The organism is Saccharothrix sp. CCNWYY140 (genome assembly GCF_037401995.1).
GTDB lineage: Bacteria > Actinomycetota > Actinomycetes > Mycobacteriales > Pseudonocardiaceae > Actinosynnema.
In genome coordinates this window covers 21,700-38,074 of sequence record NZ_JBBEGC010000068.1, presented here as the reverse complement: position 1 = coordinate 38,074, position 16,375 = coordinate 21,700, and the positions used below count along the sequence as shown (strand labels likewise).

Sequence of the window (16,375 nt, the reverse complement as noted above, 5' to 3'; positions counted from 1 at the left end):
AAATTTCGGCTGCACCCGACCAAAAGCGTGGTAGCCCTTCGGGCAGGCCATACGGGGATGACGGAAGAAGCCCAAGTCGGGAGGTCTGCTGCGTGAGCTACTTCGAAGAGCGCGCCCTGCGGGCGGAGGTGCTTGCCGCCACTCTGAACGTATACCGCACAGGGGGCCTTGCGGCAAGGCCCCGGGCGTGGCGCACACTTGCGCACCGTAACGAGGAAGTGCTGATCGGGGGCTTGTGTCTACTCAGGGTTATCAAGGTGAGCTGCGGTCCGAGCGGGAGTACGTGGGTGGGCTCTACGCGCGGCTTGATGCCGAACGGGATCGGGTGAAGGGGGCCTACCGGGATGCCCTGCGGGGGACCGGGGGGACGCCTATGGAGCGGGACTTCGAGGTTCGGGCGTTGGGCAAGGAGGTTCGGCGGCTGGACGTCGCGGACAACGGGTTGTGCTTTGGGCGGCTGGACGGCGTGGACGGCGAGCGGGCCTACATCGGGCGCATCGGGTTGTTCGACGAAGGGGACGAGTACGAGCCCGTCCTCCTCGACTGGCGGGCGCCGGCTGCTCGGGCCTTCTACACCGCTACCGGGGCGCAGCCGGAGGGTGTTCGGCGGCGGCGGCAGTTCCACACCCGTGGGCGGCAGGTCGTGGACTTCAGTGATGAGGTGTTCGGGCGGCCTGACGTGGAGGATCGGGGGGACGCTGCGTTGCTCGCGGCGGTCAACGCTCCTCGCGGCGAAGGCATGCGGGACATCGTCGCGACGATCCAGGCCGAGCAGGACGAGATCATCCGGCTGGAGCACCCCGGTGTGGTGGTGATCGAAGGCGGCCCGGGTACCGGCAAGACCGTGGTGGCGCTGCACCGTGTCGCCTACCTGCTCTACACCCAGCGGGAGCGGATGGAGCGGCACGGTGTGTTGGTGGTGGGGCCGAATCCTGCCTTCCTGAACCACATCAGCCGGGTGTTGCCGTCGTTGGGTGAGTCGGACGTCGTGTTCATGACGCCGGGCAGCCTGGTGCCTGGGTTGCGGGTCACGGCTGAGGACGGTCCTGAAGCTGCGCAGTTGAAGGGGTCGTTGAAGATCCTTGAGGTGCTCAAGGCGGCGATCGCTGATCGGCAGCGGTTGCCGGAGGAGCCGATTTCGATCAACCTCGCCGACGTGACCGTCCGGATCGACGCCGAGACGGCCGAGTGGGCGCGGGACGAGGCTCGGGCGAGTGGGTTGCCGCACAACGACGCTCGGGCGAAGTTCACCGAGATCGTCACCTACGTGCTCACCGAGCGTGCGATCGGTCGGATCGGTCGCGGCTGGCTGACCCGGGAAGACAAGGAGGGCTGGGAGCGGCTGCGCAAGGACCTGATCAAGGAGTTGGCCGAGGACGAGAAGTTCTCTGCCGCCCTCGAAGAGCTGTGGCCGCTGCTGACGCCGGAATCGCTGTTGTCCTCGCTCTACGAGTCGCCCGAGCGGCTGCGGGCGGCGGGTGCGGACGCGGTGTTGTTCCGGGCTGACGGTTCGGCGTGGACGGTTTCGGATGTGCCGTTGCTGGACGAACTGGTGGACCTGCTGGGCCGTGACACCGCGGCCGAGGAGGCCGCTGCCGAGCGGGAGCGGAAGAAGCAGGCCGAGTTCGCCGCCGGGGTGCTGGAGGGTCTGACCGGCCGCCAGGACTCGATGGACGACGAGGACCACCTGTTCGCCACCGACCTGCTCTACGCCGAGGACCTGGCGGAGCGGTTCGTCGAGCAGGACACCCGTGAGCTGGTCGAGCGCGCCGCCGCCGACCGGGACTGGACCTACCGCCACGTCGTGGTGGACGAGGCCCAGGAGCTGTCCGAAATGGACTGGCGGGTGCTGATGCGGCGCTGCCCGGGGCGCTCCTTCACGGTGGTGGGCGACCTGGCCCAGCGGCGATCCCCGGCCGGTGCGCGGTCGTGGGACGCCATGCTCGAGCCGTACGTGCCGGGACGTTGGGTGTACCGGTCGCTGACGGTGAACTACCGCACGCCGGCGGAGATCATGGCCGTGGCCGCCGGGGTGTTGGCCGAGTTCGCGCCCGACGTGCGGGCGCCGGAGTCGGTGCGGGCCTGTGGGGTGCGGCCGTGGGCTCGGCGGGTCACCGACGACGACGTCAAGGACGCCGTCGAGGAGTTCGTGCGCGAGGAGGCCGGTCGGGAGGGCACCAGCGTCGTGATCGGGCCGCCGGACGTGCCGGGTGCGGTGCCGGCGTCGGAGACCAAGGGCCTGGAGTTCGACGCCGTGCTGGTGGTGGACCCGGACCGCATCCTCGCCGACGGCCCGCGCGGCGCGGCGGAGCTGTACGTCGCCCTCACCCGCGCCACGCAACGCCTGGGCGTCCTGCACCGCGACCCGCTGCCGGCCTCGCTCAGCGGGTTGGGGTGAGCCGGGTCTCCAGGCTGTCCAGGACGAGGTCGAGGCCGCGCTCGAACTCGTCGCCGTAGGAGTACTCGCCGCCGGCGATCTGCTCGGCGGCCATCTCCGCCAGGTGCGGGTACCGGTCGGCGAGCAGGTCGATCCCGGCGACGTACTCCTCGGCGCCCCGGCCCGGCTCGAAGGGCAGGTTCAGCTCGGTGAGCACGAACCCGAACACGTAGGCGTCCAGCACGGAGAACGCGCTGGCCGCCAGCGCGACCGGGAAACCGTTGTGCCGCAAGCACCCCAGCACGGCGTCGTGGTAGGCCAGCGCCGCCGGGACGGGGGTGCGGCGCGACTCGATCAGACCCAGCGCCCACGGGTGCCGGGACAGGACCGCTCGGGCCGAGTGCGCCCGAGCGGTCATCGCCGCGCGCCACGGTGCGTGCGGGTCGGGCCGTTCCATGCGGGTGAAGACCCACTCGACGAGGGCGTCCAGCAGGGCGTCCTTGCCCTTGACGTGGTGGTAGAGCGACATCGCCTCGACGCCCAGCTCCTTGCCCACGTTGCGCATGCTGACCTGGGCCAACCCGCCCCGGTCGGCGACGCTCGCGGCGGCGTCGACGATGCGGGCGAGGGTCAGGCGGGACGTGACCACGGAACCTCCCTTGCGGTTCTTACACCTGTAAGGCTACCGTGCGCCTTACAGGTGTAAGGGAGAGGGTCATGCGCGCAGCGGTTGTCGACAGGTACGGCGCTCCGGAGGTCGTCCGGGTCGTGGAGGTCCCCATGCCGAAGCCCCGGGCCGGTGAGGTGGTGGTGCGGGTCAGGGCGGTGGCGGTGACCTCGGGAGACGCCCGCATCCGGGCGGCCCGGTTCCCGAGCGGGTTCGGGGTGCTCGGGCGGTTGGCGCTGGGCGTGCGCGGACCCAGACGCCCGGTCCTGGGCGGCTCGTTCTCCGGCGAGGTGGTGGCGGGTGACGGGTTCGCGCCGGGCGACGAGGTGTGCGGCATGTCGGGGGTCCGGCTCGGGGCGCACGCCGAGTACGCGGCCGTGCCGGCGGCGAAGCTGGTCCGCAAGCCCGCCGGGGTGTCCCACGAGGACGCGGCCGGGGTCCTGTTCGGCGGCGCGACGGCCCTGTTCTCCCTGCGGGACAAGGGTTCCATCAGAGCCGGGCACAAGGTGCTGGTCAACGGCGCGTCCGGCGCGATCGGCACGAACGCCGTCCAGCTGGCCAAGCACTTCGGGGCCGAGGTGACCGCCGTGACCAGCGCCCGCAACGCCGAGCTGGCGACCTCCCTCGGCGCCGACCACGTGCTCGACTACACCACCGGCGTGCTCGACCGCACGACCGACCGCTACGACCTCGTCCTCGACGCCGTCGGCACGCTGGGCGTCAAGTCCGGCCGCCGCCTGCTCACCGCCGACGGCACCCTCCTGCTCGCGGTGGCGAGCCTGGTCGACAACGTCCGGGCCAGGGGGAACGTGGTCGCCGTCGTCGCCCCCGAACGCCCCGAGGGCTTCACCTTCCTCCTCGACCTGGTCGAGAAGTCCGCCCTGCGGGTGGTGCTGGACGAGGTCCTCGACCTGTCCGACATCGTGCGCGCCCACCAGCGCGTCGACAGCGGGCGCAAGGTCGGGAACGTCATCGTCCGACCCTGACCGCCGGCGCCCGCAGCCTCGGCCGCACCGCCACCCACACGAGCACGGCGGCGCAGCCGTGGGCCGCCGCCATCGTCAGCGACATCGACAGCGGACTGGTGCCGTGCAACGACACCAGCGGCGCGACCACCGGCCCCACCGCGAACGCCGACGTCCCGAGCAGCGCGGCGGCGGTGCCGGCGCGCGAGCCGTGGGAGGCCAACGCGAGCGCGGAGCCGTTGGACGTCGAACCGCCGCTGGTCAACATCAGCAAGCCCAACGGGATCAGCAACAAGATCCCCGCGTCGAGCACGGCCGCCACGGTCATGGCCACGGCCGCCAAGGCGGTGGCGGTCGTGCCGACCACGTACATGCGCGCCGGACCGAACCGCCGCACCACCGCCCGGTTCACCTGCGCGCCCATCACGGACATGACCGCGTTGGCGGCGAAGCACACGCTGAACCACTGCGGGCTCAGCCCGAAGCCGCCCTGCACCACGAAGCTGATCGACGCCAGGTAGGTGAAGAACGCCGTCCCGCCGCACGCGCCGACCACGAGGAAGCACAGGAACAACCGGTCCCGCGCCAACACCCCCAGGTCCCGGAAACCACCTTCGGAACGCCGAGCCGACCCGGGCAAGCTCTCCGGAAAGGCCAGCAGCGCGAGGAGGAACAGCCCGGCCCCGATCCCGGCCAGCACGAGGAAGATCCCGCGCCACCCCATCACCAGCGCGAGCTGCCCGCCGACGACCGGGGCCACGATCGGGGCCAGCGCCCCGACCGTGGTCAGCATCGCCAGCAACCGCACCAGCTCCACGCCCTCGGTCAGGTCGCGGGCGACGGCCAGGGCGACCACGATCCCGGCCGACCCGCACAACCCCTGGAGGAACCGGGCCGCCAGCAGCAGTTCGATCGACGGCGTCACCGCGCACACCAGCGACAGCACCGCGAACAGCCCCACACCGGCCAGCAACGGCCGCCGCCTGCCCACCCGGTCGCTCAGCGGCCCCACGACCAGCTGCCCCAGCGCCAACCCGAGCATGCACGCCGACATCGTGGCCTGCGCCAGGCTCTCCGACGTGCCCAGGTCGGCGGCCAGCCGGGGCAGCAGCGGCAGGTAGAGGTCCATCGAGATCGGCCCGAAGGTCTCCAGCAGCCCCAGGACGACGGCGACCCGCCGCAGGTTCACCGCAGGACGCGCCGCAGGAACGACAGCCGCGCCGCCTGGGCCGCCCGGGACACCTCGGCGGTGGGCGAGAACCCCGCGAAACCGTGGTACCCGCCGGCCCACACGTGCAGCTCGGCCTGCCCGCCAGTGGCCCAGATCCGGGACGCGTACGCGACGGCCTCGTCGCGGAAGACCTCCGCCGCGCCCACGTCGACGTACGCGGGCGGCAGGCCGGACAGGTCCGCCATCCGCGCCGGCACCTGGTACGGCGAGGCGTCGTCGGTGAACCGCAGCGGCCCGAGGATCGCGTCCCACGCGGTGTCGTTGTTGTTGCGGTCCCACGCGCCCAGCCCGTCGTACTGCCGGGTGGACACCGTCTCGTTCCGGTCGTCCAGCATCGGGCACATCAGCAGCTGCCCGGCCAGTGCCGGCCCGCCCCGGTCGCGGGCCAGCAACGCCACCCCGGCCGACAACCCGCCGCCCGCGCTGGCACCGGTCACCACGATCCGCGCCGGGTCCACGCCCAGCTCCGCGGCGTGCGCGGCCAGCCACACCAGGCCCGCGTAGCAGTCCTCGACGGCGGCGGGCGCGGGGTGCTCGGGCGCCAGCCGGTACTCCACCGACACCCCGACCGCGCCGAACCGCAGGACGTCGTCGATCAGCCCGTCCAGGCCGAAGAACCGGTTGCCCAGCACCATCCCGCCGCCGTGGACGCTGTAGATCGCCGGCGCGTCCACGACCCCTCCGCGTGGACGCACGACCGTCACCACGATGTCCGGTTCCCCCGGCGGTCCGGGCACCGTGCGGTCCTCGACCTCGACCGGCCGGTCGCCGACGACCTGCTCGACCGGCGGCACGATGGTCGCGAAGTGCGCCCGGTTGACCAGGATGGTGTCCGCCCGCAGCGGGATGCGCTCGACCAGGTCCAGGAACGCGGCGAGCCCGGGTTCCAGCTCCGGGTCGTACGGAACGGGCTTCACCGCGTCCCCAGGACCCGGCGCAGCCACGAGTCGCGCGTGGCGAGGGCGGCCTGGCTGACGTGCCACTCGGGCACGTACATGTCGAACCCGTGGAACGCCCCGCCCCACACGTGCAGCTCGGCCTGGCCGCCGGTGGCCCAGATCCGCAGCGCGTACTGGGTGTCCTCGTCGCGGAACGGCTCGGCGCTGCCGACCTCGATGAACGCCGGCGGCAGGCCGGAGAGGTCCTCCGCCCGTGCCGGTGCCGCATACGGCGAGACGTCCTCGCCGCCGGCGGCGTCGCCGAGCAGCGACCGCCAGCCCGCGAGGTTGGTCGTGCGCGTCCACGTGCCCGTGTCCGGGTACTGGTGGCTGGACACGGTGGTGTTGGTGTCGTCGATCATCGGGCACAGCAGGAGCTGCCCGACGAGCTTGGGGCCGCCCCGGTCGCGGGCCATCAACGCCACCGCGGCCGACAGGCCACCGCCGGCGCTGCCGCCCATGACCACGATCCGGTCCGGGTCCACGCCGAGTTCGGCGGCGTTGGCCGCCATCCACACCAGACCGGCGTAGCAGTCCTCCACGGGCGCGGGGTGCGGGTGCTCGGGCGCGAGCCGGTAGTCGACGTTGACCGCGACGACGTTGTGCTCCAGCACGAGCGCGAGCAGCCGCCCGGTGTCCATGTTGCGGTGGCCGACCATCATGCCGCCGCCGTGGATGTTGTAAAGGGCCGGCACGGGTCCGTCCAGGCCGCGCGGCGAGAGGATGGTGACCTCCAGCTCGCCGTCCGGGCCGGGGAAGGTGCGCTCGACGACGTCCACGGGCGCGTCGCCGACGACCTCGGCGGCGGGCGGGAACATCGCGGCCATCGCCTGCCGCATCCCGGGGATGGTCTCGGGCGTGAAGGGCGGGGCGTCGGGCTGCACGATCCGCGCCAGGGCGGGTTCGATCTCGGGGTCGAACGGGACGGGGGTGTGGTGCACGTCGATCACGGCCCTTCGGGGTCGATCACACCGCGGTCGGCCCAGAACGGCTCGACCAGCGCGCGGATCTCGTCGGCGCCGACCCGGTCGACCAGGTCGACGGCGGCGAGGTTGTCTTCGAGCTGGGACAGCTTGGTCGCGCCGAACAGGGTGGTGGCGTTGGCGGGGTGGGTGAGGGTGAAGGCGACGGCGAGCCGGGCCGCGCTGGTGCCGAGCGTGCGCGCGACCTCGGCCACGCCCTCGGCGTGCTTCCTGATCTCCTCGCGGATGCCGCCGGGGTCGCGGCCGATCTCGCGGGACTGCCCGGAGTTGCCCGCGAGGATCCCGCCTTCGAGGACGTCGGAGGCCTGCATGGCGAACCCGTCCGCGAACAGCAGGCCGAATGGTTCGCCGTCCGGGATGGCACGGCGGCCGATGCTGTACTTGAGCTGGGCGATCCGCGGCCCCGGCACGCGCTTGACGGCGGCGATGTCCTGCAACGCCCGGATGTTCGAGGCGGACCAGTTGTTGACGCCCCACGCCCGGATCAGGCCTTCCTTCGTGAGGGCGGCGAGGTCGTCCACCAGGTCTTCCAGGGAGACGTCGTCGCGGCGCAGGTCGCCCAGGACGACCAGATCCGCCACGTCGAAACCGCCGCGCAGGAAGGCGTTCTCCAGCTGCGGCCGGAAGCCCTGGTCGCCGAAGCCCTCGATCCACAGCTTCGCCGAGACCAGGTAGTCCTCACGCGGGATGCCGGCGGCGCGCAGGATCGCGCTCCAGATGACGTCGGTGAACACCGGCGGCGTGCCCGGCGCTCCGTAGACGCCGACGTCGAACAGGTTCACGCCGGCGTCCACGGCCGCGCGGATCATGGCGACCGCGTCGGCGAAGTCCATGCGGTCGTAGGTGTGCCACGAGCCCAGTGACAGCGCCGAGACCTCCAGGTCCGACGTGCCGAGGCGGCGGCGGGGCAAGGGGGATGACACGGTGTTCTCCTCAGGGGAGTCGGGGGTCGATGACGGCCTTGACCTCGTCGAGCCGGTGCATGGCCGCGATCCGGTCGTGGGCGGCGGACAGGCCCACCGGGGTGCCGAACAGGCGGTCCCACGGCATGCGGTCGGCGAAGGCCTGGAAGAACTCGACGGCGTGGTGGTAGTCGGCGATGTCGCCGTTGAGCGAGCCGCGGACGGTCAGTTCCTTGCCCATGACCGTGCCGAGGGGGAGCGGGGTGCTGTCCGGGCCGGTGGTGCCCACGATCACGACCCGGCCGCCCTGCGCGGCCATCGCGACGGCCTCCGCGCCCACTGAGGGCGCGCCCGCGAAGTCCATGACCAGGTCCGCGCCGCGCCCGTCGGTCAGGTCGAGCACCTGCTCCACGGTGGTGCCCTCGGCGATGTCGACAGTGGCGTCCGCGCCGAAGTCGCCGGCGAGGTCGAGGCGGGGCGGCGGCGCGCCGATCGTGATCACCGTCCCCGCGCCGGAGAGACGGGCCACGGCGGTGGCGAACAGGCCCAGCGCGCCCGAACCCTGCACCACCACCCGGGACCCGGCCCGCACGCCACCGACGTTGTCGAACGCGCGCAACACGGTCTTGGCCGCGCAGCCCGCCATCGCGGTCCAGGTGTCGGGGAGGTCGTCGGGCAGCAGGAGCTTGGCCGCGCGCGGCACGACGTAGGCGTACTCACACAGGCCGGCGGTCGCGTAAGGGTGCACGTCGGCGCGTTGGAGGAAGCCGTAACCGCGCTTGGCGCACGCCACCGGCTGGCGCAGGACCACGCAGCCGTGGCACTCGCCGCACGTGGACTCGGACCAGCCGATGCGCGCGCCGACCGCGATGTCGCGGCCCAGCGCGTCCCGGGTGTCCTTCCCGACCGCGACGACCTCGCCGACCATCTCATGGCCCAGGACCATCGGGAGCATGCCGGGGAAGCTCATCCGGCCGGACCAGATCTCGACGTCCGTACCGCACAGCGTGGCGCAGGAGACCCGGACCAGGGCCGCGCCGGGTTCGAGGTCGGCGGGCAGGGGGAGTTCGGTGAGGTGCAGCGGCGCGCCGTGCTCGGTCAGCACCGCCGCGCGGGTCGAGGTGGGGAGTGGCATCGGTTTCCTTGTCCCTGGGTTCACGTGAGGAGTTGGCCGCCGTCGACGGGCAGGCTCGTGCCCGTGATGTGCTCGGCTCCCGCCAGGAACACCACGGCGGCGGCCACGGCCTCCACGGAGGCCAACTGGCGCAAGGGGATCCGGTCCAGCCACGCCTTGCGCGCGGGCGAGCCCTCGGGCAGGCCGGCGGCGAGCATCGGGGTGAGCACCGGGCCGGGTGCGACGGCGTTGACGCGGATGCCGTGCTCGGCGAGTTCGACCGCCGCCCATCGGGTCAGCGCGTCCACGGCCGCTTTGCTGCTCTCGTAGCCGCCCATGCCCGGGGTGGGCTGCCGGCCGCCGATGGACGACAGGTTGACGATCGCGCCGCGCGTGCCGCGCTGGACCATCCGGTGGGCGACGTGCTGGGTCACCAGGAACGTGCCCAGGACGTTGGTGCGCAGGATCGCGTGCAGGTCCGCGCCCGGCAGGTCGAGCAGGCGGCCGTGGACGGTGAGCAGGCCGGCGTTGTTGACCAGGACGTCCACCGGGCCGACCGCGTCCAGCGCGCGGACCACCGAGTCCTCGTCGGTGATGTCGGCGGCCACGCCGCGCGCGCCGAGCTCCGCGGCGGCCTCCTCGGCGCCGGCCAGGTCGGTGAGCACGACGTCGTCGCCGGCGGCGGTGAACGCGGCGGCGATCGCCCGCCCGATCCCGCCCGCCGCTCCGGTCACCAACACGGTTCGGCTCATCTCGGGTCGCCTCCAGAGTTGTTGAGGCTACGAGCGTAGAAAATAAATTCGAGCGCCGGCAAGGGGTCTGGCCTTTTTAGTCAACGTGCGTAGACTCTCGACCCGTTCCGGTCCCCGCACGAGGAGTCGCCATGACCGCACCCGACCGCATCGTCGACCTCGCCATCGGCTACATGGGCGCCAAGCAGCTGTTCGCCGCCTCCCGCGTGGGCTTGTTCCGCGCCCTGGCCGGGGGTCCGCGCACGGTCGCCGAGATCGCCGCCGCGACGGGCGTGAGCGAGCAGATGGTCCGCGTCCTGGCGGACGCCATGAACGCCGAGCGCCTGCTCGACCGCCACGACGGCCGGTACTCCCTGGCCCCCGACGCCGCCGAGTACCTGGCCGGCGACAACGATCTCGCCCCGTTCCTGACCTTCCTCAACGAGATCAGCTACGGCCACTGGCTCCAGTTCGACACCACCGTCGACACGACCACCCCCGGCGACCTCAAGATGGACGACGGTCGGTGGGCGACGTTCATGGCCGGCGTCATGCGCTACAACGCATTGCACGCCGCGATGCTGGCCCGAGCGTTCGACTTCACCCCGTACCGCACCATGCTCGACCTGGGCGGCCTGTCCCCGGAGTTCGCCATCGGCGCACTGCGCGCCAACCCGAGCTTGACGGCCCGTTTCGTGTTCGCCCCGATGTCCACGCAAGGCATCACGGACGCCCTGGCCGCCGCCGACCTGACCTCCCGAGCCACGGTCGAGCCCGCGGAAACCGAAACCGCCACACCTTCCGGCTCGCACGACCTGGTCATGGTCAACCACGTCGTCCACCGCTTCACCGCCGCGCAGAACAAGGTCATCCTCGCCAACGCCCGTGCGGCGGCCGAGGAAGGCGCGACCTTGCTGCTGCTCGACTTCTTCCTCGACGACGACGAGCGCCAGCGCCGGATCGACGCGCTGCACGCGGGGGAGTACTTCGTCATCGACGGCACGGTGGTGTACCCGGAGTCCGAGGTGCGGGCGTGGCTGGCCGACGCTGGTTGGCGGGTGCGCGAGGTCTTGGCCCTCCCGGGTAGTCCACGCGTGCTCGTCGCCGACGCGGTCTGAACCTCCGGCTTGTTCCAGAGCGAACGGCAGGTTGCCGGGCCGTTGCTTTTTTAGCCGACGACCGTAGACTAACCCGCATCACAGTGAGCCAGGTCTCACCCCCAGCACCGACGACCGGCCGGCGGCGGAGCGCTACCCCAGCAGTCCAGCACCCCCGAGAGAAGGACTCGATGACCAGCAGACGGACATCGGCACTGGTCGCGGCGGCCGTCGTCGCGGCCGGTGCGCTCGCCGGTTGCACCAGTGCGGGCGGAGGCGGCACGGCCGCCGGCGCGGACACCGGCGAGTTGAAGGCCGGCGTGTTCCTCGACGTCACGTCGTGGGACCCGGCCGCCGCCGACATCGGCTTCGACGGCCCGTACCTCTCCGCCGTCTACGACCCGCTGGTCGCCCTGGACAAGGACGGCAAGCCGGTGCCCGCGCTGGCCACCTCCTGGGAGTGGTCGGCCGACCGGCTCACCCTCACCGCCGACCTGCGCCAGGGCGTGGCGTTCGAGGACGGCCGGAAGTTCGACGCCGCCGCGGCCGTGGCCAACATCCAGCACCTCAAGTCCGGCGTCCGCTCCGGCCAGGCCTACCTCAACGTCGCCTCCGCCACCGCCAAGGACGAGGACACCGTCGAGATCAAGCTGTCCAAACGCGACGACGCCCTGCTCTACCAGATGGGCCTGGGCCGCAGCTGGATGGCCTCGCCTGCCGCCATCCAGTCCGGCGCGTTGGCCAACGGTCCGGTCGGTTCCGGCCCCTACACCTACGACAAGGCCGGCTCGACACCCCAGTCGCAGTACGTGTTCACCAAGAAGCAGGACCACTGGGACACCGCCACCTACCCGTTCCCCGCGGTGCGCCTGTTCCCGATCACCGACCAGACCGCGAGCTTCAACGCCATGCTCTCCGGCCAGCTCAACGTCCAGTTCGCCAACGCGGCCAACCTGCCCAAGGCCAAGGAGAACGGCTGGAACATCGCCGGCCGCGCCGCGTCCTGGGTCGGCGTGCAGTACGCGGACCGCACCGGCGCGCAGGTGAAGGCGTTGGGGGACAAGCGGGTCCGGCAGGCGATCAGCCACGCCTTCGACGCGGCGGGCATCCTCAACGCGGTCGGCAACGGCTCCGGCACGGTGACCAACCAGGTGTTCTCCGTCGACGCCCAGGTCTACGACAAGTCGATGAACGACAAGTACAAGACCGACATGGCCAAGGCCAAGGACCTGCTCGCCGAGGCCGGCTATCCGGACGGGTTCGCGGTGAAGATGCCGATGTCGCCGATCTTCGCCGCCTGGCAGCCCGCCGCCAACCAGACCTTCGGCGAGCTGGGCATCAAGGTCGAGTGGCAGGACATGGCCATGCCCGACTACCAGAAGAACGCGCCCACGTACCCGATGTTCCTGGCCGTGATCGCGTTGGCGGGCAACGACATGGCCACGCTCACCGACCAGGTCACCACCGCCCAGTGGTACAACCCCACCCCCTCGGTCGACGCCTACCCCGAGGTCAAGGCGCTGGTCGAGCAGGTCGAGAAGGCCGAACCCGGTCCCGCGCAGACCGAGTTGCTCAAGAAGCTCAACGCGGAACTGGTCGACGAGGCCTGGTGGAGCGTGTGGTACCAGGCCGACAACACCTACTTCAGCGTCAAGGGGATCACCGTCACGCCGGTCACCGGCATGATGTTCCCGACGCTGCGGTTCATCCAGCGCGGCTGACGCGCCCCGGCCGCGCGCGGTCGGTCCACAAAGGATGGACCGCGCGCGGCGAATCTGTCGGTCCCCCGTGGGACAATGGAACCGGGGGCCGGAGGCCAACAGGAGCCGACGATGCTGTCCTTCATCGCGAAACGCCTGATGTCCGGGCTGCTGCTGCTCGTGGTCGTCACCAGCGGCACGTTCTTCCTCGCGCACCTGGCCGTGGGCGACCCGACCCCCGGCCTGCTCGGCAACAGCGCCACCCCCGCCCAGCAAGCCGCGCTGCGCGCCCGCATCGGCTACGACCAGCCGCTGCTCGTCCAGTTCTGGAACTGGCTCTCCCACGCGGCCACCGGCGACTTCGGCACGTCGTGGCGCAACTTCCAGCCGGTGAACGACCAGATCGCCCTGCGCGTGCCGGTGACCCTGTCGGTCGTGGTGGTCGCGACCGTGCTCGCCGCCGTGGTCGGGGTGGCGGTGGGGATCGTGTGCGGGCTGCGGCCCGGCGGCCTGCTGGACCGGGGGCTCAAGCTCGCGTCCGTGGTGCTGTTCGCGCTGCCCGGGTTCTGGGTCAGCCTCGTGCTGGTCACGTGGTTCGCCATCGACCTGCGCTGGTTCCCCGCCATCGGGTACGTCTCGCCGGAGGAGTCGGTGGGCGGGTGGCTGCGGTCGATCACGCTGCCGTCGGTGTCCCTGGCGCTGGGCGCGATCGTGATGGTGGCCGAGCAGTTGCGCAACGGGTTCCTCCAGGTCGCCGGCCAGGACTTCGTGCGCACGCTGCGGGCGCGCGGGCTGTCGGACCGCCGGGTCACCGCGCACGTGCTGCGCAACGCCTCGCCCGCCGCGCTGACCGTGCTGGCGCTGCTGTTCGTGGGCCTGCTGGGCGGCGCGATCGTGGTGGAGATCGTGTTCACCCTGCCCGGGATCGGCAGCCTGACGCAGTCGGCGTCGCAGATCGGCGACATCCCGGTGCTGCTGGGCCTGACCGCCGTCACCGTGGTGTTCGTCGTGATCGTCAACTTCCTGCTCGACCTCGTGCTCGGGTGGGTCAACCCGAAGGTGCGCGACCGATGACCGCAGTACCGACCCTGGCGCCGGCCCCGTTGGCGTCCGTGAAGCGGATCTCGTTGTGGCGGCGGTACCTGCGCCGCCCGCTGGGTGTGGTGTCCCTGGCCGTGTTCGCGGTGGTGGTGGCGGTCGCGGTGCTCGCGCCGTGGCTGGCGCCGTTCGACCCGAACCTGGTCGACTTCCGGCTCACCCGCGCGGCGCCCGGCGGCGAGCACCTGCTGGGCGGCGACTCGGCGGGCCGCGACATCCTCAGCCGCCTGCTGCACGGGGCCCGGACCACCTTGTACGGCGCGGTGATCACGTGTGCGGCCGGGTTGCTGCTGGGTGTGCCGGCGGGCGTGGCGGCCGGGTACTTCGGCGGGGTCGCCGACCGGGTGTGCTCGTGGATCAGCGACGCCTTGCAGTCCGTGCCGGGCATGATCGTGCTGCTGGTGGTCGCGGCGGGCACCGGGCAGGACTTCACCGTGCTCATGGTGGCGTTGGGCGTGTTCCTCGCGCCCGGGTACTACCGGATCACGCGGGCACGGGCGCTGGCCGTGCGGCGGGAGCCCTACATCGACGCGGCGCGGGTCGCGGGCGTGACGAACGCGCGGATCCTGCGCACGCACATGATGCGCGCGGTGTACGCGCCGATCGTCGTGCAGACCGCGTTGACCGCCGGGATCGCGGTGGGCATGCAGGCGGGGTTGCAGTTCCTGGGCATCGGGTCGGCGTCCACGCCCAGCTGGGGCCAGATGATGAACGACGGCTTCCAGACCATGCTCACCCAGCCGCTGATCCTGTTGTGGCCGTCGATCGCGCTCGGGGTCACGATCGCCGCGCTCGCGTTCATCGGCTCGACGCTGGCCGACCTGGTCAGCGTGCGGTCCGAGCAGCCCTCGCGGCGGTCGCGGGGTGTGGTGCGGAGGGCGCTGGCGGCCTCGGAGCACGAGCCGAGCGGGGTGCACGAGCACGACGCCTCGGCGTGCGCGTTGCGGATCGAGAACCTGCGGGTGGGGTACGCGACGCCTTCCGGGGCCGTCAAGGAGGTCGTGCGCGGGGTGTCGCTGGACGCCGCGCCGGGCGAGGTGCTCGGCATCGTGGGCGAGTCGGGGTCGGGCAAGACGCAGACCGTCTTCGCGGTGTTGGACCTGCTGCCGGCGGGCGGCACGGCGATCGCGGACAGCATCCGGGTGGCGGGCCGGGAGGTGGGGCGGGGCCTGCTCGGGCGGTCGATCGGGTACGTGCCGCAGGAGCCGATGAGCAACCTCGATCCCTGCTACACCATCGAACACCAGCTCGTGGAGCCGTTGCGGCACGTGAACGGGCTGTCCAAGGCCGACGCGCGGGCACGGGCGCGGGAAGTGCTGGTGCGGGTGGGGATCACCGACCCGGACCGGGTGCTGCGGTCCTACCCGCACCAGATCTCCGGTGGCATGGCGCAACGGGTGCTGATCGCCGGCGCCGTGGCCGGGCGCCCGGCGCTGCTGGTCGCCGACGAGCCGACCACCGCGCTGGACGTGACCGTGCAGGCCGAGGTGTTGGAGCTGCTGCGGGAGTTGCAGCGGGAGTACGGGATGGCGCTGGTGATCGTGACCCACAACTTCGGGGTCGTGGCGGACATCTGCGACCGGGTGGTGGTGATGAAGGACGGCCGGGTCGTCGAGACCGGCGCGGTGGACCAGATCTTCCGGCGCCCCGCCGACCCGTACACGGCGGAGTTGATCAGCGCGTCCCTGGACGACACCGAGGGGCGGCACGAGTTGGACGCACTGGCCCGCGTGGGTGGAGAGGACGAGGCCCGATGACCGCCCCGCTGCTGACCGTCGAGGACCTGGTGGTCGACTACCGGCTGCACCGCAAGCTGAGCCTGCGGGCGTTGAAGGGCGTGTCGCTGTCCGTCGGGGCGGGGGAGTGCGTCGGGCTGGTGGGGGAGAGCGGGTCGGGCAAGTCGACGCTGGGCAAGGCCGTGCTGGGGCTGGCGGCGGTCACGTCCGGGCGGATCGCGTTCGACGGCGAGGACATCACGCACGCGCGGGGCGCGGCACGGCGGCGGTTGGCCAGTGACATCCAGGTGGTCTTCCAGGACCCGTACGGGTCGCTGGACCCGACCATGACCGTGGGCGAGGTCCTGGCGGAGCCGCTGGTGGCGGCCGGGTCCCGGCAGGCGCGGGCGGTCGTGGCCGAGATGCTCGACCACGTGCGGCTGCCGGCGGACTCCGTGCACCGGTACCCGAGCGAGTTCTCCGGCGGGCAGCGGCAGCGCATCGCCATCGCGCGGGCACTGGTCCGCCGCCCGCGCTTGATCGTGTGCGACGAGCCGGTGAGCGCGCTGGACCTGACGACACAGGCTACGGTGCTGGACCTCTTCCTCGACCTGCAACGGGAAACCGGCGTGTCGTACCTGTTCGTCTCGCACGACCTGGGCGTGGTCCGGCGGGTCTGCCACCGCGTGTCGGTCATGTACCAGGGCGAGATCGTGGAGTCCGGCGACGCCCGCACGGTCACGCGCGACCCCGACCACCCCTACACCCGCCGGCTGCTGCTGGCCGCTCCCGTGGCCGACCCGGCCCGCCAGGCCGACCGCCGCGCGGCGTGGCTGTCCCTGCGCGAAGCCTGACCC

14 protein-coding genes are annotated in these 16,375 nt (G+C 71.9%); 7 read left to right on the top strand and 7 right to left on the bottom strand.

What is annotated here, in order from left to right; genetic code table 11:
* Nucleotides 1-235 precede the first annotated feature (235 nt).
* Nucleotides 236-2,398, top strand: a complete 2,163-nt coding sequence (gene helR, locus WBN91_RS25845) for an RNA polymerase recycling motor ATPase HelR (RefSeq protein ID WP_337727016.1) — start codon at nt 236-238, stop codon at nt 2,396-2,398.
* On the opposite strand, the gene WBN91_RS25840 is transcribed toward helR, so the two are convergent.
* Nucleotides 2,382-3,026, bottom strand: coding sequence for a TetR/AcrR family transcriptional regulator (locus WBN91_RS25840; RefSeq protein ID WP_337727017.1), 645 nt, complete (start codon nt 3,024-3,026; stop codon nt 2,382-2,384). The genes helR and WBN91_RS25840 overlap by 17 nt on opposite strands.
* A 68-nt stretch (nt 3,027-3,094) precedes the next feature.
* Between WBN91_RS25840 and WBN91_RS25835 the strand changes: the two genes are divergently transcribed.
* Nucleotides 3,095-4,030 (top strand): NAD(P)-dependent alcohol dehydrogenase, encoded by a 936-nt coding sequence (locus WBN91_RS25835; RefSeq protein ID WP_337727018.1) that lies wholly within the window; start codon nt 3,095-3,097, stop codon nt 4,028-4,030.
* Here the strand turns inward: WBN91_RS25835 and WBN91_RS25830 are convergent.
* The 6 genes from WBN91_RS25830 to WBN91_RS25805 are packed head-to-tail and all read right to left on the bottom strand — an operon-like array spanning nt 4,014 to nt 9,929.
* Entirely contained in the window at nt 4,014-5,198 is a 1,185-nt protein-coding gene (locus WBN91_RS25830) for a multidrug effflux MFS transporter (RefSeq protein WP_337727019.1), read from the bottom strand. The two genes, WBN91_RS25835 and WBN91_RS25830, sit on opposite strands and share 17 nt — an antisense overlap.
* On the bottom strand, nt 5,195-6,157 hold the full coding sequence (locus WBN91_RS25825) for an alpha/beta hydrolase (RefSeq protein WP_337727020.1): 963 nt from the start codon (nt 6,155-6,157) through the stop codon (nt 5,195-5,197). The genes WBN91_RS25830 and WBN91_RS25825 overlap by 4 nt, the downstream gene beginning before the upstream one ends.
* Nucleotides 6,154-7,119, bottom strand: a complete 966-nt coding sequence (locus WBN91_RS25820) for an alpha/beta hydrolase (RefSeq protein WP_337727051.1) — start codon at nt 7,117-7,119, stop codon at nt 6,154-6,156. The genes WBN91_RS25825 and WBN91_RS25820 overlap by 4 nt, the downstream gene beginning before the upstream one ends.
* Before the next feature lie 5 nt (nt 7,120-7,124).
* The gene (locus WBN91_RS25815) at nt 7,125-8,084 is read right to left on the bottom strand and encodes an aldo/keto reductase (protein WP_337727021.1); all 960 of its coding nucleotides are present in this window, start codon (nt 8,082-8,084) and stop codon (nt 7,125-7,127) included.
* A 10-nt stretch (nt 8,085-8,094) separates the two neighbouring features.
* Nucleotides 8,095-9,198, bottom strand: coding sequence for a zinc-binding dehydrogenase (locus WBN91_RS25810; protein ID WP_337727022.1), 1,104 nt, complete (start codon nt 9,196-9,198; stop codon nt 8,095-8,097).
* A 20-nt stretch (nt 9,199-9,218) separates the two neighbouring features.
* The gene (locus WBN91_RS25805; protein ID WP_337727023.1) at nt 9,219-9,929 is read right to left on the bottom strand and encodes an SDR family NAD(P)-dependent oxidoreductase; all 711 of its coding nucleotides are present in this window, start codon (nt 9,927-9,929) and stop codon (nt 9,219-9,221) included.
* Nucleotides 9,930-10,060: 131 nt separating this feature from the next.
* On the opposite strand from WBN91_RS25805, the gene WBN91_RS25800 reads away from it, so the two are divergent.
* The 5 genes from WBN91_RS25800 to WBN91_RS25780 all read left to right on the top strand — a co-directional run bounded on the left by WBN91_RS25800 (nt 10,061) and on the right by WBN91_RS25780 (nt 16,372).
* Nucleotides 10,061-11,026 carry a methyltransferase family protein gene (locus tag WBN91_RS25800; RefSeq protein WP_337727024.1) on the top strand — a complete coding sequence of 322 codons (966 nt, stop codon included), beginning with the start codon at nt 10,061-10,063 and terminating at the stop codon, nt 11,024-11,026.
* Between the two features lie 170 nt (nt 11,027-11,196).
* Nucleotides 11,197-12,726, top strand: a complete 1,530-nt coding sequence (locus WBN91_RS25795) for an ABC transporter substrate-binding protein (protein WP_337727025.1) — start codon at nt 11,197-11,199, stop codon at nt 12,724-12,726.
* Between the two features lie 111 nt (nt 12,727-12,837).
* Nucleotides 12,838-13,779, top strand: coding sequence for an ABC transporter permease (locus tag WBN91_RS25790; RefSeq protein ID WP_337727026.1), 942 nt, complete (start codon nt 12,838-12,840; stop codon nt 13,777-13,779).
* Nucleotides 13,776-15,560 carry a dipeptide/oligopeptide/nickel ABC transporter permease/ATP-binding protein gene (locus tag WBN91_RS25785; RefSeq protein WP_337727027.1) on the top strand — a complete coding sequence of 595 codons (1,785 nt, stop codon included), beginning with the start codon at nt 13,776-13,778 and terminating at the stop codon, nt 15,558-15,560. The genes WBN91_RS25790 and WBN91_RS25785 overlap by 4 nt, the downstream gene beginning before the upstream one ends.
* Nucleotides 15,557-16,372 (top strand): ABC transporter ATP-binding protein, encoded by an 816-nt coding sequence (locus WBN91_RS25780; protein WP_337727028.1) that lies wholly within the window; start codon nt 15,557-15,559, stop codon nt 16,370-16,372. The genes WBN91_RS25785 and WBN91_RS25780 overlap by 4 nt, the downstream gene beginning before the upstream one ends.
* Nucleotides 16,373-16,375: the final 3 nt, after the last annotated feature.